General features: G+C 61.8%; 28 protein-coding genes and 4 pseudogenes. 2 read left to right on the plus strand and 30 right to left on the minus strand.

The window, feature by feature from the left end; genetic code table 11:
* The first annotated feature begins 69 nt into the window (after positions 1-69).
* Together hemB and OMK73_RS26095 are read left to right on the plus strand one after the other, a co-directional pair.
* Entirely contained in the window at positions 70-1,062 is a 993-nt protein-coding gene (gene hemB, locus OMK73_RS26090) for a porphobilinogen synthase (RefSeq protein WP_267604567.1), read from the plus strand.
* 10 nt (positions 1,063-1,072) lie between these two features.
* On the plus strand, positions 1,073-2,332 hold the full coding sequence (locus tag OMK73_RS26095) for a magnesium transporter CorA family protein (RefSeq protein ID WP_267604568.1): 1,260 nt from the start codon (positions 1,073-1,075) through the stop codon (positions 2,330-2,332).
* Here OMK73_RS26095 and dsbD read toward each other — a convergent pair.
* The 30 genes and pseudogenes from dsbD to rplD all read right to left on the minus strand — a co-directional run bounded on the left by dsbD (position 2,329) and on the right by rplD (position 18,640).
* Entirely contained in the window at positions 2,329-3,672 is a 1,344-nt protein-coding gene (gene dsbD / locus OMK73_RS26100; RefSeq protein ID WP_324291765.1) for a protein-disulfide reductase DsbD, read from the minus strand. The two genes, OMK73_RS26095 and dsbD, sit on opposite strands and share 4 nt — an antisense overlap.
* Entirely contained in the window at positions 3,669-4,346 is a 678-nt protein-coding gene (locus OMK73_RS38430) for a protein-disulfide reductase DsbD N-terminal domain-containing protein (protein WP_324291766.1), read from the minus strand. The genes dsbD and OMK73_RS38430 overlap by 4 nt, the downstream gene beginning before the upstream one ends.
* 58 nt (positions 4,347-4,404) lie before the next feature.
* A complete protein-coding gene (gene cutA, locus OMK73_RS26105; protein ID WP_267604569.1) occupies positions 4,405-4,749 on the minus strand; it encodes a divalent-cation tolerance protein CutA in 345 nt (114 codons plus the stop codon).
* A gap of 159 nt (positions 4,750-4,908) precedes the next feature.
* The gene (gene rplQ, locus OMK73_RS26110; RefSeq protein WP_006160427.1) at positions 4,909-5,304 is read right to left on the minus strand and encodes a 50S ribosomal protein L17; all 396 of its coding nucleotides are present in this window, start codon (positions 5,302-5,304) and stop codon (positions 4,909-4,911) included.
* A gap of 161 nt (positions 5,305-5,465) precedes the next feature.
* Positions 5,466-6,446 (minus strand): DNA-directed RNA polymerase subunit alpha, encoded by a 981-nt coding sequence (locus tag OMK73_RS26115; RefSeq protein ID WP_006160428.1) that lies wholly within the window; start codon positions 6,444-6,446, stop codon positions 5,466-5,468.
* A 182-nt stretch (positions 6,447-6,628) separates the two neighbouring features.
* The gene (gene rpsD, locus OMK73_RS26120) at positions 6,629-7,252 is read right to left on the minus strand and encodes a 30S ribosomal protein S4 (RefSeq protein ID WP_006160429.1); all 624 of its coding nucleotides are present in this window, start codon (positions 7,250-7,252) and stop codon (positions 6,629-6,631) included.
* Positions 7,253-7,559: 307 nt separating this feature from the next.
* Entirely contained in the window at positions 7,560-7,961 is a 402-nt protein-coding gene (gene rpsK / locus OMK73_RS26125; RefSeq protein ID WP_006160430.1) for a 30S ribosomal protein S11, read from the minus strand.
* A gap of 24 nt (positions 7,962-7,985) precedes the next feature.
* Entirely contained in the window at positions 7,986-8,351 is a 366-nt protein-coding gene (gene rpsM, locus OMK73_RS26130) for a 30S ribosomal protein S13 (protein ID WP_006160431.1), read from the minus strand.
* A 19-nt stretch (positions 8,352-8,370) separates the two neighbouring features.
* Entirely contained in the window at positions 8,371-8,487 is a 117-nt protein-coding gene (gene rpmJ, locus OMK73_RS26135) for a 50S ribosomal protein L36 (protein WP_006160433.1), read from the minus strand.
* A 31-nt stretch (positions 8,488-8,518) separates the two neighbouring features.
* Positions 8,519-8,736: pseudogene (gene infA / locus OMK73_RS26140) on the minus strand (translation initiation factor IF-1).
* A 23-nt stretch (positions 8,737-8,759) separates the two neighbouring features.
* The gene (gene secY, locus OMK73_RS26145) at positions 8,760-10,103 is read right to left on the minus strand and encodes a preprotein translocase subunit SecY (protein WP_267604570.1); all 1,344 of its coding nucleotides are present in this window, start codon (positions 10,101-10,103) and stop codon (positions 8,760-8,762) included.
* A gap of 48 nt (positions 10,104-10,151) precedes the next feature.
* Positions 10,152-10,586, minus strand: a complete 435-nt coding sequence (rplO, locus tag OMK73_RS26150) for a 50S ribosomal protein L15 (RefSeq protein ID WP_267604571.1) — start codon at positions 10,584-10,586, stop codon at positions 10,152-10,154.
* Between the two features lie 21 nt (positions 10,587-10,607).
* Positions 10,608-10,791, minus strand: a pseudogene (gene rpmD / locus OMK73_RS26155) (50S ribosomal protein L30).
* A 13-nt stretch (positions 10,792-10,804) separates the two neighbouring features.
* Complete coding sequence (rpsE, locus tag OMK73_RS26160; RefSeq protein ID WP_006160449.1) at positions 10,805-11,323, minus strand: 30S ribosomal protein S5; 519 nt, start codon at positions 11,321-11,323, stop codon at positions 10,805-10,807.
* Positions 11,324-11,344: 21 nt separating this feature from the next.
* Entirely contained in the window at positions 11,345-11,701 is a 357-nt protein-coding gene (gene rplR, locus OMK73_RS26165; protein WP_043350338.1) for a 50S ribosomal protein L18, read from the minus strand.
* Between the two features lie 11 nt (positions 11,702-11,712).
* Positions 11,713-12,246, minus strand: a complete 534-nt coding sequence (rplF, locus tag OMK73_RS26170; protein WP_267604573.1) for a 50S ribosomal protein L6 — start codon at positions 12,244-12,246, stop codon at positions 11,713-11,715.
* A 10-nt stretch (positions 12,247-12,256) separates the two neighbouring features.
* A pseudogene (gene rpsH, locus OMK73_RS26175) lies at positions 12,257-12,651 on the minus strand (30S ribosomal protein S8).
* Between the two features lie 27 nt (positions 12,652-12,678).
* Positions 12,679-12,984 carry a 30S ribosomal protein S14 gene (rpsN, locus tag OMK73_RS26180; protein ID WP_006160456.1) on the minus strand — a complete coding sequence of 102 codons (306 nt, stop codon included), beginning with the start codon at positions 12,982-12,984 and terminating at the stop codon, positions 12,679-12,681.
* A 9-nt stretch (positions 12,985-12,993) separates the two neighbouring features.
* On the minus strand, positions 12,994-13,536 hold the full coding sequence (rplE, locus tag OMK73_RS26185) for a 50S ribosomal protein L5 (protein WP_006160458.1): 543 nt from the start codon (positions 13,534-13,536) through the stop codon (positions 12,994-12,996).
* A gap of 25 nt (positions 13,537-13,561) precedes the next feature.
* Positions 13,562-13,870, minus strand: a complete 309-nt coding sequence (gene rplX / locus OMK73_RS26190; protein WP_043350346.1) for a 50S ribosomal protein L24 — start codon at positions 13,868-13,870, stop codon at positions 13,562-13,564.
* A gap of 9 nt (positions 13,871-13,879) precedes the next feature.
* A complete protein-coding gene (rplN, locus tag OMK73_RS26195; protein WP_017225233.1) occupies positions 13,880-14,248 on the minus strand; it encodes a 50S ribosomal protein L14 in 369 nt (122 codons plus the stop codon).
* Positions 14,249-14,524: 276 nt separating this feature from the next.
* A complete protein-coding gene (gene rpsQ / locus OMK73_RS26200) occupies positions 14,525-14,803 on the minus strand; it encodes a 30S ribosomal protein S17 (protein WP_006160462.1) in 279 nt (92 codons plus the stop codon).
* A complete protein-coding gene (gene rpmC / locus OMK73_RS26205; protein ID WP_006160464.1) occupies positions 14,800-14,994 on the minus strand; it encodes a 50S ribosomal protein L29 in 195 nt (64 codons plus the stop codon). The genes rpsQ and rpmC overlap by 4 nt, the downstream gene beginning before the upstream one ends.
* Positions 14,995-15,005: 11 nt before the next feature.
* Complete coding sequence (rplP, locus tag OMK73_RS26210) at positions 15,006-15,422, minus strand: 50S ribosomal protein L16 (RefSeq protein ID WP_006160465.1); 417 nt, start codon at positions 15,420-15,422, stop codon at positions 15,006-15,008.
* A 2-nt stretch (positions 15,423-15,424) separates the two neighbouring features.
* Positions 15,425-16,230, minus strand: a pseudogene (gene rpsC, locus OMK73_RS26215) (30S ribosomal protein S3).
* A 9-nt stretch (positions 16,231-16,239) separates the two neighbouring features.
* A complete protein-coding gene (gene rplV, locus OMK73_RS26220; RefSeq protein WP_006160469.1) occupies positions 16,240-16,569 on the minus strand; it encodes a 50S ribosomal protein L22 in 330 nt (109 codons plus the stop codon).
* Between the two features lie 9 nt (positions 16,570-16,578).
* Positions 16,579-16,854, minus strand: coding sequence for a 30S ribosomal protein S19 (gene rpsS, locus OMK73_RS26225; protein ID WP_006160471.1), 276 nt, complete (start codon positions 16,852-16,854; stop codon positions 16,579-16,581).
* Between the two features lie 21 nt (positions 16,855-16,875).
* Entirely contained in the window at positions 16,876-17,706 is an 831-nt protein-coding gene (gene rplB, locus OMK73_RS26230) for a 50S ribosomal protein L2 (RefSeq protein ID WP_043350353.1), read from the minus strand.
* A 2-nt stretch (positions 17,707-17,708) separates the two neighbouring features.
* Entirely contained in the window at positions 17,709-18,023 is a 315-nt protein-coding gene (gene rplW, locus OMK73_RS26235; protein WP_006160473.1) for a 50S ribosomal protein L23, read from the minus strand.
* Positions 18,020-18,640, minus strand: coding sequence for a 50S ribosomal protein L4 (gene rplD, locus OMK73_RS26240; RefSeq protein ID WP_006160474.1), 621 nt, complete (start codon positions 18,638-18,640; stop codon positions 18,020-18,022). The genes rplW and rplD overlap by 4 nt, the downstream gene beginning before the upstream one ends.
* Positions 18,641-18,648 lie beyond the last annotated feature (8 nt).

An 18,648-nucleotide genomic window follows, 5' to 3' on the forward strand; every position in this document is an offset into this window, starting at 1 on the left:
CTTGCCAGCCACATCGCGCCAGCCGCCCGGCAGACTCCCGCACTTCTTCTCCGACTCCCCTCTCAAGCCATGTCCACTTTTCCCGAGTACCGTCCGCGCCGCATGCGCCGTGATGATTTCTCACGCAGGCTGATGCGCGAAAACCGCTTGTCGCCGGACAACCTGATCTATCCGGTGTTCATCGTCGACGGCCATAACCAGCGCGAGAGCGTGGCGTCCATGCCCGGCGTGGAGCGTCTGTCGATTGACCTGCTGCTGCCGGTGGCGCAAGACTGCGTGAAGCTTGGCATCCCGGTCATCGCGCTGTTCCCGGTGATCGACCCGGCCCTGAAGACGCCCGACGGCATCGAGGCGACCAACGCCGAAGGCCTGATCCCGCGCGCCGTGCGCGTGCTCAAGGACCGCTTCCCGGAGCTGGGCGTGCTGACCGACGTGGCGCTGGATCCGTACACCAGCCACGGCCAGGACGGCGTGCTGGACGACGACGGCTACGTGATCAACGACGTCACCGTGGAGATCCTGGTCAAGCAGGCACTGACGCAGGCCGCGGCCGGCGTGGATATCGTGGCGCCCTCGGACATGATGGACGGGCGCATCGGCGCCGTGCGCGCGGCGCTGGAAGATGGCGGCTATATCCATACGCGGATCATGGCGTACTCGGCCAAGTTCGCCTCGGCCTTCTACGGCCCGTTCCGCGATGCGGTGGGCTCGGCGGCCAACCTGGGCAAGGGCAACAAGATGACCTACCAGATGGACCCGGCCAACTCCGATGAGGCCTTGCGCGAAGTGGCGCAGGACATCATGGAAGGCGCTGACATGGTGATGGTCAAGCCCGGCATGCCTTACCTCGACATCCTGCGGCGCGTGAAGGACGAGTTCCGTTTCCCCACCTACGTCTACCAGGTCAGCGGCGAGTACGCGATGCTCAAGGCCGCCGCCCAGAATGGCTGGCTGGATCACGACAAGGTCATGATGGAATCGCTGCTGGCTTTCCGCCGCGCCGGCGCCGATGGCATCCTGACCTATTTCGCACGCGACGCCGCTCGCCTGCTCACGCGCTGAACCGGCCCGGATGCAACTGCTAGGCTTTTCCGCCAGCCAGGTCCATCCGCTCGCCTCCCTCGATGCGGCGCGCGATTTCCTCGCCGGCAATGCGGCGGCCCGCTTCGTCTGGGTCGACACGCCGATCGAGGAGGTCTGCGCCGCGCCGACGGCCTGGCGCGACAACGTCCAGGCGCTGACGGGCTCCCCGGTACTGGACCTGCATCTCATCGATGCCACCAATTCGTCGCATCCGTCGTATTTCGATACGACGCATGCCTACGACATGGTGATCTTCCGCAAGCTCACGTTCGAGACCAGCCGGCTGATCGCCGAGGCTGGCGGAGAGGCGGCGGCAGCATCCGCTACCGCGACAACCGGCCAGCAGTCCGCCGCGAAACCCAGCACTCCGGCCAAGCCGCGCCGCTACCCGCCGGGCTTCCTGCCCGCGCTGGCCAAGATCGATACCCAGCCGGTCACTTTCTTCGTCTTCGATAACGTGCTGCTGACTGTCCGGCCTGCGCAATCGCGCACGCTGGACCAGGTGCGCCAGCGCCTGCTTGAGCTGTGCCAGGCGCCGCGGCCGCAAGCGGCGTCAAGGACACGGGCCAACGGTCACGCCGCGCTGGTGCATGGCATCCGCCCGCCAACGCGCCCGGAAGACCTGATGCTGCGGCTGCTCAACGCCATGGTCGACCGCTACCTGGACCTGCGCGCACCGCTGACGCGCCAGCTCGACCGGTGGCAGCGCGCGCTGCTTAACGCGCGGCGCAGCTTTTCCAGCTGGGAGGGATTGCTCGACGCCCGCATCGAGCTGCGGCGCCTGGAGCACCTATGCGAGGAGCAGCACGATGCACTGCAAGAGTTCCGCGACAGCTTGCTCGACAACAGTTACAGCATCGCGAGTGAAGGGCCCGCCACAGGCACGCCAGGTGCGCCAAACACGGCAGGCCGCGACGATGCGCTGCTGGTGCGGATCAACGACGTGATGGAGCACATCTCGCGTGTGCTCGCACATGCCCGCCGGCTGGAGGACTCGATCGAGTCCGCGGTGCAGATCCACTTTTCATCGGTGGCGCACCGTACCAATCGGACCATGCGCACGCTGACGCTGATCACCGCGCTGTTCATGCCGCTCACGCTGATCACCGGCATCTTCGGCATGAACTTCGACCGCATGCCATGGCTGCGCGAGCCGCAGGGCTTCTGGTGGTCGCTGGCGCTGATGGGGGCGGTGGTGGTGGTGCTGGCCGCGGTATGGGCGCTGGGACGCCGGCTGGAGCGAAGCTAGCCGGCGCCTGCCGAAGCTGGCGCTTCGGGTATTTCAGGTACGTCTCGGATACGTCTCAGGTACGTGTCAAGTGCTGGCCTTGGCATCGAGCGCACGCGACAGCGTGTCGAGAAAGCGCGTGGCCGGCTGGTAGCCGATCGCGCGGACCGGCCGCTCGCGCCCGTCGGCGCCGTACAGGATGATGCCCGGGGGCCGAACAACCCGAAGCGCTTGAGCAGCGCACGGTCATCGACGTTGTTCCGCGTGACGTCCGCCTGCAGCATCACGACCTCGGACAACCGCGCCCGCACGCGCTTATCCGTAAAGGTGAACCGCTCCATCTCCTTGCAGCTCACGCACCAGTCGGCATAAAAATCGAGCAGCACCGGCTTGCCTGCGGCGGCGGCCTGCGCCACGCGCGCGTCGAGCTCGGCAACCGAGCGAACCCGCTCGAACCGCACCTCGGACACACCGCCGGCTGCCGCTTCCGGCGCCGAGCGCGCGGCACTCAGGTGCGCCAGCGGCTGCAGGGGGTCCCGGCTACCGGATGCGAGCCCCACCAGCAGGATGGCCCCCGCCAGCGCCGCCAGCAGGCCCAGGCCCTTGCCTACCCTGGCCAAGCCATGCGCATCGGGGCCGAGCGAATCGAAGGCGCTCAGGAACACCGCGCCAACCAGCAGCAGCGCAGCCCAGCCCGCCATCAGCGCCCACGCCGGCAGCACCGGGCTCACCATCCAGAGCGCCACGCCCAGCAGCAGGAAGCCAAAGAAGCGCTTGGTCGTCTCCATCCAGCGCCCGGCGCGCGGCAGCAGGTTGCCTGCCCCCACGCCCACCAGCAGCAGCGGCACGCCCATGCCGAGCGCCATGGCAAACAGCGCACCGCCGCCGACTACGGCATCGCCGGTGCGCGCGATATAGGCCAGCGCACCGGCCAGTGGCGCCGTCACGCACGGCCCGACGATCAGCGCCGAGATTGCGCCCATGGCTGCGGCGCCGGCGAGCTGGCCGCCCTGGCGGCGGTTGGACGACGCCGTCAGCCGGGTCTGCCAGTGCTGCGGCAGCTGCAGCTCGTAGAGACCGAACATGGACAGCGACAGCGCCACCATCAGCAGCGCGAAGGCAACCAGCACCCACGGCGCCTGCAGCGCCGCCGAGAGGCCCTCGCCGAGCAGGCCCGCCGCCACGCCGATGCCGGTGTAGACCACCGCCATGCCGAGCACATAGGACAGCGACACCAGCAGGGCGCGCTTGCGCGTGACATGCTCGCCCACCACGATCGACGACAGGATGGGCACCATGGGTAACACGCACGGCGTGAAGGTCAGCAGCAAGCCCAGGCCGAAGAACAGCGCGGCGATCACGCCGAGGTTGCGGCTGGCCAGGGCGCCGGCAATGCGGTCGTTCTCGTCGGCCGCGGGTGCCGGTTGGGCGGGGAGGGCCCGGTCGATGCCGCGGCCCCCGCCGCGTCGCCGCTTGCGGCGGCCGGGCCGTTGCCGATGCTGCTGGAATCCGCCGGTGCCCGCTTGCCGAACAGGCTGTCGAGCACACCACCGCCGACCTTGAACACACTTTCCTGCGGCGGATAGCACAGGCCCTTGTCGGCGCAGCCCTGGGAGGTCACCACCAGCGACCATTTGCCGTCGGCCGGGGCAGATTCCACCGGCAGGCGGATGGTCAGCCCGCCGTGATAGGTTTCCATCTCCTTGCCGAACGTCTCGTCGAACTTGACCTTGCCGGGCGGGAACACCGGTGCGCCCAGCTTGACGGATGCAGGCTGCGCCGCAAAGGCGAAGCGATCGCGGTAGAGGTAATAGCCGTCCGCCACATCGAAGCGAACCTCGATCGTCTTCGCATCGACCTGATGCGCGGCAAAACGGAAGGCTTGCTCAGGCGGCAGGAAATCGTCGTCGGCGCCATGCGCCACGCCGGCAAGGCATAGCCAGAGCGAGGCAAACAGCATGATCAGCAGCCGCACTGCGGCACTATGCCGCACGGCTTGCACGGCCCGGGGCCCCCTCGAAGCGTTCGCGCTCACTCTGAAACTCATGCCCTGCCTTTGAAGTGTCATTCGTTCTGTCCGCATCGCGCTCGCGTCAGGCGCTGTCGCCCTCGTCCGCGCCCGTTCGGGTTTCATGCGCCACCCATGCCAGATAGGGCGCGAATCCGGCGACCAGCGGCAGCGCCACGATCTCCGGCACCTCGTACGGGTGCGCGAGCCGGATCGCTGCCTCCAGCGCGGCGTAGCGCTCCTGGGTGGTCTTGATCATCAGCGGCCACTCGCGTGCGCTTTCGATCTCACCTTGCCACCAGTACTCGGACTCGCACGGCGCGAGCCGGTTCACGCATGCCGCCAGCCTCGACTCCAGCACGGCCCTTGCTACACGCCCCGCGGACTCGGCGTCCGGCAGCGACGTCATCACCAATATTGCTTCGCCCATCAAAACTTCCTCCCAGGCCACAGGCTGCCCGGCGGCGGCATTCCGGCACGCCGGCCCCGGAAAACAAAAGAGCCAGGCATATAGCCTGGCTCGATTGTAAGCGGTGTCCGCGCGGGTCGCCGCGACCAAAGGTCGCAAGCGGCCGGGACGGCATCAACCTTATTCGCCTGCTTCCTCAGCCGGCGCTTCGGTGATTTCCGGGCGGTCAACCAGTTCGACCAGCGCCATCGGCGCATTGTCGCCTTGGCGGAAACCGAACTTCAGGATACGGGTGTAGCCACCCGGACGTGCGTTGTAACGCGGGCCGAGTTCGTTGAACAGCTTGGTGACCATGTCGCGGTCGCGCAGGCGGGCGAAAGCCAGGCGGCGATTGGCAACGGTGTCCTTCTTGGCCAGCGTGATCAGGGGCTCGACAACCTTGCGCAGTTCCTTGGCCTTGGGCAGGGTGGTCTTGATCAGCTCGTGCTGGAACAGCGAGTTGGACATGTTGCGCAGCATCGCGAGACGGTGCGACGAGGTGCGGTTCAGTTTCCGCAAACCATGACGGTGACGCATGATGATTCCTTTATTGCAATGTTTGACCAGCTCTTCTATCGCTTGGCCGGGATGCTTCCCGGTTCGGCGCGGGCCGGTAGTCTATTAGGGCAGCCGGCACATGCCGGTCGCCGGGATGACCTGGCGCGGTGGCTGGACAAGCCCGCCACCGCGCCCGGCTATTACTTCTCCAGCCCTGCGGGCGGCCAGTTCTCGAGCTTCATGCCGAGGGTCAGGCCGCGCGAAGCCAGCACTTCCTTGATTTCGTTGAGCGACTTGCGACCCAGGTTCGGGGTCTTCAGCAGCTCATTTTCGGTACGCTGGATCAGGTCGCCGATGTAGTAGATGTTTTCGGCCTTCAGGCAGTTGGCCGAACGCACCGTCAGCTCCAGGTCGTCGACCGGGCGCAGCAGGATCGGATCGATCTGCGGCGTACGGCTCGAAGCGGCTTCCGCCGACGACTCGGTGCCTTCCAGCGCGGCGAACACCGACAACTGGTCGACCAGGATGCGCGCCGATTGACGAATCGCTTCCTCGGGCGAGATCACGCCGTCGGTTTCGATGTTCATCACCAGCTTGTCGAGGTCGGTACGCTGTTCCACACGAGCCGATTCGACTGCGTACGAAACGCGGCGCACCGGCGAGAACGAAGCGTCCAGCACGATGCGGCCGATCACCTTGCCCGCTTCGTCGCCGAACTTGCGCACGTTGCCCGGCACATAACCACGGCCTTGTTCGACCTTGATCTGCATATCGAGCTTGCCGCCTGCCGACAGGTGAGCGATCACGTGGCCGGGGTTGATGATCTCGACATCGTGGGGCAGCTCGATATCGGCTGCCGTCACAACGCCTTCGCCTTCCTTGCGCAGCGAGACCGTGACTTCGTCGCGGTTGTGCAGCTTGAAGACCACACCCTTCAGATTCAGCAGCAGGTTGACTACGTCTTCCTGCACGCCATCGATGGTGGAGTACTCATGGACCACCCCAGCGATCGTGACTTCGGTCGGGGCATAACCGACCATCGACGACAGCAGCACGCGACGCAGGGCGTTACCGAGCGTATGGCCATAGCCACGCTCGAACGGCTCCATCACGACCTTGGCGTGATGGTCGCCGAGCGGCTCCACGGCAATAATTTTAGGCTTGAGTAGTGCTGTTTGCATTAGGTTGTCCTTTTCAATACCCTCGGCTCGTTACACCGATAAGGCTGACGTATGGAACCTGAAAATCCCATCGCACGATGGGCAATAAGCCCGGCGCGCGGCAGCGCGTCGGGCTGAATGTGAAGCTTGACGGGAAACGCAAGCCCCTGACCGTTCGATGGTGTCGGACAGAATTCGAGTGATTAACGCGAATACAATTCGACGATCAGGCTTTCGTTGATGTCACCCGAGATATCGGCGCGATCCGGCACTTGCTTGAATGTGCCTTCGAACTTCTTCGCGTCCACGGCAACCCATGCCGGGAAACCCGATTGCTCAGCCAGCGACAGCGCTTCGGCGATACGGACTTGCTTCTTCGACTGCTCGCGGATGGTGATGACGTCACCAGCCTTGACTTGTGCCGACGGCACGTTCAGGGCTTGACCGTTCAGCAGGATCGCCTTGTGCGACACCAGCTGGCGCGCTTCAGCGCGGGTCGAGCCAAAGCCCATGCGGTACACGACGTTGTCCAGGCGCGATTCCAGCAGTTGCAGCAGCTTCTCGCCGGTGTTGCCCTTGCGGCGGTCGGCTTCAGCGAAGTAGCGGCGGAACTGACGCTCGAGCACGCCATAGATACGCTTGACCTTCTGCTTTTCGCGCAGTTGGTTGCCATAGTCGGAGGTGCGTGCACCCGAGGTGCGGCCGTGCTGGCCCGGCTTGCTGTCCAGCTTGCACTTGTCTGCAAGCGAGCGGCGTGCGCTCTTCAGGAACAGGTCGGTACCTTCACGACGGGATAGTTTGGCCTTCGGGCCGATATAACGTGCCACTTTATCTTCCTTCCTGATCGATCGCGGCGCCTTGTTCGACGCGCCGCGAGTCCGCCTTCTCCGTCCGTTCTAGGGACGCATGAGTGGCAGACGGTGGGCTTATCCAGCGCATTCCCCTGAGGGCACGCGCAAAAGCATATGACTGACTACTTGCACCAGGCGGCGGGCCATGAGGCCAATCGCCAAACACAAAAACGCAAAACGAAAACCTGCCGCAAAGCATATGCAGCAGGTCAACGTGCGATGCTACCACACCGGGCAGAGAGGGAGGAAGACCTCACCCGCGGCCCGGGTATCACACCGGCGCTTAGATCCGACGACGCTTGGGCGGACGGCAGCCGTTGTGCGGCACTGGCGTCACGTCTTCGATAATCGAGATCTTGATGCCGAGCGCGTTCAACGCGCGCACAGCCGATTCACGGCCAGGGCCGGGGCCCTTGATGCGCACGTCCAGGTTCTTGATACCCTGATCTTGCGCCACGCGGCCGGCGTTCTCTGCAGCAACCTGAGCTGCGAAGGGCGTCGACTTACGCGAACCCTTGAAGCCCTGGCCACCCGAGGTTGCCCATGCCAGAGCGTTGCCCTGACGGTCGGTGATCGTGATGATGGTGTTGTTGAACGAAGCGTGGACGTGCGCAATGCCGTCGGCAACGTTCTTCTTGACCTTCTTACGCGCGCGCTGGGCGGCGTTATTCGGACCTTTTGCCATTAGTTTCTTCCTCTGCCTTCGGCTTTACTTCTTCAGAGCCACGCCGGCCTTACGCGGACCCTTGCGGGTACGGGCGTTGGTGCGGGTGCGCTGACCGCGCATCGGGAGACCCCTGCGGTGACGGACGCCACGATAGCAACCAAGGTCCATGAGACGCTTGATGTTCATCGTGGTTTCACGACGCAGGTCACCCTCAACCGTGGCCTTGGCTACTTCGTCACGAAGCTTTTCCAGGTCGCCGTCGGTCAGGTCCTTGACCTTCTTGTCAAAGGGAACGCCGGTGGCCACGCAAATCTTGCGGGCGCGCGAGCGGCCGATACCGTAAATAGCCGTCAGGCCGATCTCGGTATGCTTGTGGTTCGGGATGTTAACCCCTGCGATACGTGCCATTCGTCAATCCTCTTTCCGATTAGCCTTGGCGTTGCTTGTGGCGGGGATCCGACGAGCAGATCACGCGCACGACACCGTTGCGCTTGATAACTTTGCAGTTGCGGCAAATGCGCTTAACAGAAGCCAGCACTTTCATGATTTTCCTCTTCCTTCAATTCCTGTTCGCTTCACTTCGTCCGAAAGACGATGCGCGCGCGTGACAGATCATATGGGGTCAGTTCAACCGTCACCCGATCACCCGGAAGAATCCGGATGTAGTTCATTCGCATCTTGCCGGAGATATGGCCCAGCACTACATGGCCGTTTTCCAGTTTGACGCGGAACGTCGCGTTGGGAAGGTTTTCCAGGACCTCCCCTGCATCTGGATGACGTCGTCTTTTGCCATACCTAGCCTGTACCGACCCGGCTTCAGCGCAAGGTCAGATTACCCTTGAAATTCGCTTTCTTCAGCAGGGACTCATATTGCTGCGACATGACATAGGATTGGACCTGGGCCATGAAGTCCATCGTGACGACCACGATGATCAGCAACGAGGTTCCGCCAAAATAGAACGGAACGTTCCAGCGCAGTACCAGGAATTCCGGCAACAGGCAGACCAGTGTGATGTAGATCGCACCAGCCAGCGTCAGACGGACAAGAATCTTGTCGATGTAGCGCGTCGTCTGCTCGCCCGGACGAATGCCCGGAATGAAGGCACCGCTTTTCTTCAGGTTGTCCGCGACTTCCCGGCTGTTGTACACAAGAGCCGTATAGAAGAAGCAGAAAAATATAATTGCAGCAGCGTACAGCAGGATGTAGACCGGCTGTCCCGGCGAAAGCGTCGCAGCCAGGTCCTTGATGAACCGGCCGGCAGCGCTCGTCGAGTCAGACGTGAACCAGCCCGCGATGGTCGCCGGGAACAGGATGATCGACGATGCGAAGATCGGCGGAATCACCCCTGCCATGTTCAGCTTCAGCGGCAGGTGCGACGACTGACCGCCGTACACCTTGTTGCCGACCTGACGCTTGGCATAGTTCACCAGGATCTTGCGCTGGCCACGCTCGACAAACACCACGGCGAAGGTAACACCGGCGATGATTGCAACGATCAGGATCGATGCAATGATGCTCATGGAACCGGTGCGAACCAGTTCGAAGAGCCCGCCGATCGCGTTGGGCAAGCCCGCCGCGATACCGCCGAAGATGATGATCGAGATGCCGTTGCCCAGACCCCGCTCGGTGATCTGCTCACCCAGCCACATCAGGAACATCGTACCGGTCACCAGCGTGATCACCGCGGTCGCCCGGAACATCAGGCCCGCATCGATCACCAGACCAGGCTGAGATTCCAGCGCGACTGCAATCGACAGCGCCTGGAAGGTGGCCAGAACCACCGTGCCGTAGCGCGTGTACTGCGTGATCTTGCGTTGACCCGCCTGCCCTTCCTTCTTCAACGACTCCAGCTGCGGCAGCACGATCGTCAGCAATTGCATGATGATCGACGCCGAGATGTACGGCATGATGCCGAGCGCGAAGACGGTAAAGCGCGACAGTGCACCGCCCGAGAACAGGTTGAACATCCCGAGGATGCCACCTGACTGACTCTGGAAAAGCTTCGCAAGCTGTTCCGGATCGATTCCCGGCACCGGAATATGCGCTCCGATGCGGTACACGATCAAGGCCAGCACCAGGAACATCAGCCGGCGCTTTAGGTCGCCGTACTTCGCCGTGTTCTTGGCTTGCGTGCTTGCATTGGGTTTCGCCGTGGCCAAACGATGCTCCGACTGTGACTCGCCTATGCTGCGAAATCTGCTGCTAAATTACGCCGCGATCTGACCGCCGGCGGCTTCGATCGCAGCCTTGGCACCAGCGGTGGCGCCCAGACCCTTGATCGTTACCTTGCGGGTCAGCTCGCCAGCCTTGATGATCTTGGCGCTCTTGACCAGCTCAGTCACCAGGCCAGCCTGCTTCAGAACCAGCAGGTCCACCTCGGTGGCTTCCAGACGCTCGATGTCACGCAGGCTCACCTCAGCGGTGAAGATCTTCGTGAGCGAGGTGAAGCCACGCTTCGGCAGGCGACGATACAGCGGCATTTGACCGCCTTCGAAGCCGACCTTGTGGAAGCCGCCCGAACGCGACTTCTGACCCTTGTGACCACGACCGGCAGTCTTGCCCAGGCCGGAGCCGATACCGCGGCCGACGCGACGCTTTGCGTGCTTCGAACCGTCAGCCGGTTTCAGGTTGTTGAGTTGCATCTTGCTCTCCGTGTCCCGGTATCAGGCCAGAACCTTGACCAGGTACGACACCTTGTTGATCATGCCGCGAACAGCGGGCGTGTCCTGCAGCTCCGACACCGAATTGATACGGCGCAGGCCCAGGCCACGTACGGTGGCGCGATGATCCTCACGCGTGCCGATCAGGCTGCGCACGAGCTTGCACTTTTACGGTTTGTTGCGACATTTCGTCCGACTCCTTAACCGAGGATGTCTTCAACAGACTTGCCACGCTTTGCGGCGATCTCGCCCGGCGTGCTCATCTTTTGAAGACCGTCCAGCGTGGCGCGAACCATGTTGTACGGATTGGTCGAGCCGTGCGACTTGGTCACGACGTTGGTCACGCCCATCACTTCGAAAATCGCGCGCATCGGGCCGCCAGCGATCACGCCGGTACCTTCCTTCGCGGGCATCATCAGCACCTTGGCGGCGCCGTGCTTGCCAACGACTTCATGTTGCAGCGTGCCGTTCTTCAGCGAGACCTTGACCATCTTGCGACGGGCTTCGTCCATTGCCTTCTGAACTGCAACCGGCACTTCCTTAGCCTTGCCCTTGCCCATGCCGATGCGGCCATCGCCGTCACCAACCACGGTCAGCGCAGCGAAACCGAGAATCCGGCCACCCTTCACCACCTTGGTGACACGGTTGACCGAGATCATCTTCTCGCGGAGGCCGTCGTCGCGTTCGTCCTGCTGGACTTTTGCTTGCATTTTTGCCATGACGTATCTCTCTATGTGCGCTTAGAACTTAAGGCCGGCTTCGCGCGCTGCGTCAGCCAGTGCCTTCACGCGACCATGGAAGCGGAAGCCGCCGCGATCGAACGCAACGGTTTCCACGCCAGCTGCCTTCGCCTTTTCGGCGATGCGCTTGCCAATCAGGGTCGCGGCGGCGGCGGTAGCACCGCTGCCAGTCAGTTCCTTGCGCACTTCTGCCTCGGCGGTCGAAGCCGATGCCAACACTTGCGTGCCGCACGGCGAGTAGACCTGGGCGTAAATATGCGAATTCGTACGGAACACGGTCAGACGATTGATCTTCAACTCCGCGATTTTGGCGCGGGTCTGACGTGCACGGCGCAAACGAGCGTCTTTCTTGTTCATGATTGCACCCCTTACTTCTTCTTGGTTTCCTTCAGGATGACGCGCTCGTCCGAGTAGCGAACGCCCTTGCCCTTATAGGGCTCAGGCGGACGGTACGCGCGGACTTCCGCTGCCACCTGACCGACTTTCTGCTTGTCCGCACCCTTGATGATGATCTCGGTCTGCGTGGGCGTTGCCGCCGTCACGCCTTCCGGCATCGCATGGATCACGTCGTGCGAGAAACCAAGCTGGAGCTTCAGCGCAGTACCTTGCAGCTGGGCACGATAGCCCACGCCGACCAGGTTAAGCTTGCGCTCGAAACCGGCGGTTACACCCTTGACCATATTGGCCACCAGGGCGCGCATGGTGCCCTGCAGTGCGTTTGCTTCGCGCGATTCATCAGCGGGGGCGAAAGTCAGCGTGTCGTTTTCGACATTGACCTTGACCAGGCTGTGGATCGGCTGCGTCAGCGTGCCGAGCGGGCCCTTAACGGAGAGCACGCCAGCTGCCAGATTAACTTCTGCGCCTTTGGGCAGCGCGATGGGAGCCTTACCTACACGGGACATGGTTTACTCCTTACGCGACGTAGCAAAGAACTTCGCCGCCCACGCCAGTGGCACGTGCCTTGCGATCGGTCATCAGACCCTGCGGGGTCGAGATGATTGCGACGCCGAGGCCGTTCATCACTTGGGGATGTCGCTGCGGCCCTTGTACACGCGCAGACCAGGCTTCGAGACGCGCTCAATGCGCTCGATGACCGGACGGCCAGCGTAGTACTTCAGACCGATGCTCAGTTGTGCCTTGCCGCCTTCTTCTTTCACGGCGTAGTCGTCGATGTAGCCTTCGTCCTTAAGGACCTTGGCGATTGCCACTTTCAGCTTCGACGACGGCATGACAACCGACACTTTCTGCACGCCTTGGGCGTTGCGGATGCGCGTCAGCATATCGGCGATAGGATCGCTCATGCTCATACTGTTTCTCCTGTAGCCTGTGCGTAATTACCAGCTGGCTTTCGTCAGACCCGGGATTTCGCCACGGAAGGCGATTTCACGGATCTTATTACGCGCCAGGCCAAACTTGCGGAAGGTACCGCGGGGACGACCGGTGATCGCGCAGCGGTTACGCTGGCGAGTCGGGTTCGCGTTGCGCGGGAGCTGCTGCAGCTCGAGACGCGCGCTATAACGCTCTTCTTCCGACTTCTCTTGGTCGTCGATAATGGCCTTGAGGGTCGCACGCTTGTCGGCATACTTTGCCACGAGCCTAGCGCGCTTCTTCTCACGTTCAATCAGAGCCAATTTAGCCACGGTTACCCCTTAATTACGGAACGGGAACTTGAATGCTGCGAGGAGGGCCTTGGCTTCCTCGTCATTCTTCGCCGTCGTCGTGATGCTGATGTTCAGACCACGCAGTGCGTCGATCTTGTCGTACTCGATTTCGGGGAAAATGATCTGCTCTTTCACACCGATGTTGTAGTTGCCACGACCATCGAACGAGCGGCCCGAAACACCACGGAAGTCACGAACGCGCGGCAGGGCCACGGTCACGAGACGATCCAGGAATTCGAACATGCGTTCGCCGCGCAGCGTCACCATCGCGCCAATGGGATAACCCTGGCGGATCTTGAAGCCGGCGATTGCCTTCTTGGCCTTGGTCACCACCGGCTTTTGGCCGGCGATCTTGGTCAGGTCGCCCACGGCCAGCTCAATGACCTTCTTGTCATTGATGGCTTCGCCAAGGCCCATGTTCAGGGTGATCTTGGTGATACGCGGCACTTCCATGACCGACTTGAAGCCGAACTGTTCGATCAGCTTCGGTACTACTTGTTCTTTGTAAAACTCTTGCAGACGTGCAGTCATGCTCAACTCCTATCTGTGCCCAGAATCAAGCTGCCACGACGGCACCGGTGGTCTTCAGCACGCGTACACGCTTGCCGTCTTCCACCTTGATACCGACGCGCGACGGCTTGCCATTGGCATCCACGAGCGCAACGTTAGAAATATGCAGCGGCATGACCTTGTCGACCACACCACCGGTGGTGCCCAGCATGGGGTTCGGACGTGCGTGCTTCTTAGCCACGTTGACGCCTTCCACCACAACCTTCTCGCCGAGCATGGCTTGCACGGTGCCGCGCTTGCCCTTGTCTTTTCCGGTCAGGACGATGACTTCGTCGCCTTTACGAATCTTGTTCATGGCGGCTCCTTACAGCACTTCCGGCGCGAGCGACACAATCTTCATGAAGCGCTCGGTACGGAGTTCACGAGTCACCGGCCCGAAAATACGGGTGCCGATCGGCTCGAGCTTGGTGTTCAGCAAGACAGCGGCATTGCTGTCGAACTTGACGAGCGAACCATCAGCGCGACGTACGCCCTTGGCGGTACGCACGACGACGGCGTTGTAAATATCGCCCTTCTTCACGCGACCGCGCGGCGCTGCGTCCTTAACGGTCACCTTGATGATGTCGCCCACGCTCGCATAGCGGCGCTTGGACCCACCCAGCACTTTGATGCACAGCACTTCGCGCGCACCAGTGTTATCGGCTACTTCGAGCCGGCTTTCTGTCTGAATCATGGTGTTATCTTCCCAACTTAATCCACCGGGCAACGCCCGCCGGTCAGTCTTGGTCCCGTCAGCCCCTGGCTTTGCGCCAGCAACCGTTTGGGTTGATCAACTTTGAAGTCGGTAGTTACCAGGCGGCCTGAACATGGTTAATCAGGAGCCGCTCGGCTAGGTTCGCTTCACCGATTCGCCGGGGTGATACAACTAAGGCGAATGCAACAAAGCGGAAGTCCAGGATTATAGCACATAACCCTGGACTCGCAAGTCAACCGAAAACCGTGTGGTTTTTTAGATGACGCGCGCAGCTTCGACCAGACGGGAAACCACCCAGGACTTGGTCCGCGACAGCGGACGCGTTTCCTGGATCTCGACCTTGTCGCCTTCCTTGTACTGGTTGGCTTCGTCGTGTGCGTGGTACTTCTTGGAACGCAGCACGTACTTGCCGTACAGAGGATGCTTGACGCGGTTTTCGATCAAGACCGTGACGGTCTTGTCCATCTTGTCGCTAACTACCCGACCGACCAGCGTGCGGCGAAGCGACGATTCCGTTTGTGCAGTTTCAGTCATTTCGAGGTCGCCTTTTCGTTCAGCACGGTTTGCACCCGCGCGATGTCCTTGCGCACCTTCTTCAGCTGGCTGGTGTTCTGCAGCTGTTGGGTGGCCTTTTGCATGCGCAGGCTAAATTGGGCCTTCAGCAGCTCGGAGAGCTCCTGGTTCAGCCCTGCGGCATCTTTGCCGCGAAGTTCGGATGCTTTCATCCCTGCTCTCCTTACGTCCCGACCTGGCGCACCACGAAATTGGTAGCGATCGGCAGCTTGGCGGCCGCGAGGCGGAACGCCTCACGAGCCAGCTCTTCCGTCACGCCATCCATTTCGTACAGCATCTTGCCCGGCTGGATTTCTGCCACGTAGTATTCCGGATTACCCTTACCGTTACCCATACGGACTTCGGCGGGCTTCTTCGAGATCGGCTTGTCCGGGAAAATCCGGATCCAGATGCGGCCGCCACGCTTGATGTGACGGGTCATCGCACGACGTGCCGACTCGATCTGACGAGCCGTCAGACGACCACGGCCCATCGCCTTCAGGCCGAATTCGCCGAAAGACACGGCGTTGCCACGGGTAGCTTTACCCGTGTTGCGGCCTTTCTGCTCCTTGCGATATTTTCTGCGCTTAGGTTGCAGCATCGTTATTCTCCACTCTTCGCATCTGCGCCAGGAGCGCGGCGACCTGCACCGGCACCCGCGCCACCGCGGCGGTTGCCACCCGGACGGCCGCCTTCGCCTTCACGGCGACGACCATCAGGACGACCACCCGGGCGACGACGACGATCGTCTTGCGGCTCTTCCACCACCGGCGCATCGTTGCGGCCGAGGTGATCACCCTTGTAGACCCACACCTTGACACCGATGATGCCGTAGGTGGTTTCTGCTTCGGAGAAGCCGTAGTCGATGTCGGCGCGCAGGGTGTGCAGGGGCACACGGCCTTCGCGATACCACTCGGTACGTGCGATTTCGATGCCGTTCAGACGACCGGCGCTCATGATCTTGATGCCTTGGGCACCGAGGCGCATCGCGTTCTGCATCGCGCGCTTCATTGCGCGGCGGAACATGATACGGCGCTCGAGCTGCTGGGTGATCGAGTCGGCGATCAGCTGCGCATCGGTTTCCGGCTTGCGGATTTCCTCGATGTTCACGTGCACGGGCACACCCATGCGGCGTTGCAGCTCGGCCTTGAGCAGTTCGATGTCCTCCCCTTCTTGCCGATCACCACGCCCGGACGCGAGCTATAAATGGTGAGACGTGCATTGCGGGCGGGGCGCTCGATCACGACGCGGCCAACCGAAGCGTTCTTGAGCTTCTTCTTCAGAAACTCGCGAACTTCGATGTCTTCCTTCAGCATGCCGGCGAACTTCGTGTTGTTGGCGTACCAACGCGAAGCCCAGTTACGGCTGACGGCCAGACGGAAGCCAGTCGGATGAATCTTCTGTCCCATCGTGACTCCTTAGTTGCCGAGCGTCACAGTGATGTGACAAGTTTGTTTCTCGATGCGGTTGCCGCGGCCCTTTGCTCGTGCCGTGAAACGCTTGAGCGAGGTTGCCTTGTCGACGAAGATGGTCTTGACCTTCAGTTCGTCGATGTCGGCGCCTTCGTTGTGCTCGGCGTTGGCGATGGCCGATTCGACCACCTTCTTCACGATGACGGCCGCCTTTTTCGGGCTGAACGTCAGGACGTTGAGCGCGCGTTCGATCGGCAGACCGCGGATCTGGTCAGCGACCAGGCGCGTTTTCTGGGCGGAGATGCGGGCACCGCGATGAATCGCTTTCACTTCCATGATGGCACCTTACCTCTTCGCTTTCTTGTCAGCCGCATGGCCCTTGAACGTACGCGTGAGCGCAAATTCACCGAGCTTGTGGCCAACCATGTTTTCCGAAACATACACCGGCACGTGTTGACGGCCGTTATGTACGGCGATCGTCAGGCCGATGAAGTCCGGCAGAATGGTCGAGCGACGCGACCAAGTCTTGATGGGCTTCTTGTCCTTGCCGGCTGAGGCCGCTTCCACCTTTTTCAGCAGGTGGGCGTCACAGAACGGACCCTTTTTTGCGGAACGTGTCATGTCTAGGCTCCTACCTACCGATTAACGCTTGTGGCGGCGCTGCACGATCATGCTGGCAGTGCGCTTGTTGCTGCGGGTACGGTAACCCTTGGCCGGGGTACCCCACGGCGAAACGGGATCACGACCAGCAGCGGTCTTGCCTTCACCACCACCGTGCGGGTGGTCCACCGGGTTCATCACAACGCCGCGAACCGTCGGGCGGATACCGCGCCAACGATTTGCACCGGCCTTGCCGATGACGCGCAGGCTATGCTCTTCGTTACCGACTTCACCGATGGTGGCGCGGCATTCGATGTGAACGCGACGCACTTCACCGGAGCGCAGGCGAACCTGAGCGTAGATGCCTTCACGAGCCAGCAGCACAGCGGAACCGCCAGCGGCGCGAGCGATCTGAGCGCCCTTGCCCGGCAGCATTTCCACGCAGTGGATGGTGGTACCAACCGGAATGTTGCGGATCGGCAGGTTGTTACCCGACTTGATCGCAGCTTCCGAGCCGTTCATCAACGCTTGGCCAACTACCATGCCCTTGGTGGCAATGATGTAGCGGCGCTCGCCGTCGGCGAACAGCACCAGCGCGATATTGGCGCTGCGGTTCGGATCGTATTCCAGGCGCTCGACCTTGGCGGCAATGCCGTCCTTGTCGTTGCGCTTGAAGTCGACCACGCGGTAATGGTGCTTATGACCACCGCCCTTGTGGCGGGTGGTGATGTGACCGTTGTTGTTACGGCCCGACTTCTGGAATTGCTTTTCCAGCAGCGGAGCGTGGGGCGCGCCCTTGTGCAGGTTGTGATTGACAACCTTTACCATGGAGCGACGGCCCGGGGACGTCGGCTTGGTCTTGACGAGTGCCATGATTACTTGGCCTCCGCTTCAAAATTGATTTCCTGACCCGGCTTGAGCGAAACGTAAGCCTTCTTCACGTGGTTGCGACGCCCCATGAATCGGCCAAAACGCTTTTGCTTGCCCTTTTGGTTCAGGATCTGAACGGACTGCACCTCGACCTTGAACAGCAGTTCGACTGCCGCCTTCACGTCTGCCTTGTTGGCATCGCGAGCGACTTCGAACACGACTTGTTCGTTCTTGTCGGCGACCAGGGTTGCCTTTTCGGAAACCACCGGCGCGAGCAGCACCTGCATCAAACGATGATCGTTCTTGGCTACTTGCGTCATTTCAGCAACTCCTCGATCTGCGCGACGGCTGCCTTGGTCACCAGCACCTTCTTGTAGTGCACGAGCGACAGCGGGTCAGCCTGGCGCGGCTCGACAACCGCCACGTGCGGCAGATTGCGCGAAGCCAGGTAGAGGTTCTCGTCGAGGCTGTCGGTGATGATCAGCACCGAGTCCAGGCCCATGGCCTTGAACTTGTCGGCCAAGAGCTTGGTCTTGGGCGCATCGACGGTGAAACCGTCCACCACGTTGATACGACCTTCACGTGCGAGCTGCGAGTAAATCGAGCGCATGCCGGCACGGAACATCTTCTTGTTGACCTTCTGCGTGAAGTTCTCTTCCGGCGAATTCGGGAAGATACGGCCGCCCCCGCGCCACAGCGGCGAGGAAGACATACCGGCACGGGCGCGACCCGTACCCTTCTGGCGCCAAGGCTTCTTGGTCGTGTGCTTGACCTCTTCACGGTCCTTCTGCTTACGGTTACCGCTGCGAGCGTTAGCCTGGTAAGCGACGACGACTTGGTGAACGAGGGCTTCGTTGTAGTCACGGCCGAAGACTTCGGGCGAGGCGTCAACGCCTGCACCGATCTGGCCATTGTCCTGGAGGAGCTTGAGTTCCATTGATTCGC

The sequence above is a fragment of the Cupriavidus sp. D39 genome, assembly GCF_026627925.1.
Classification (GTDB): domain Bacteria; phylum Pseudomonadota; class Gammaproteobacteria; order Burkholderiales; family Burkholderiaceae; genus Cupriavidus; species Cupriavidus ulmosensis.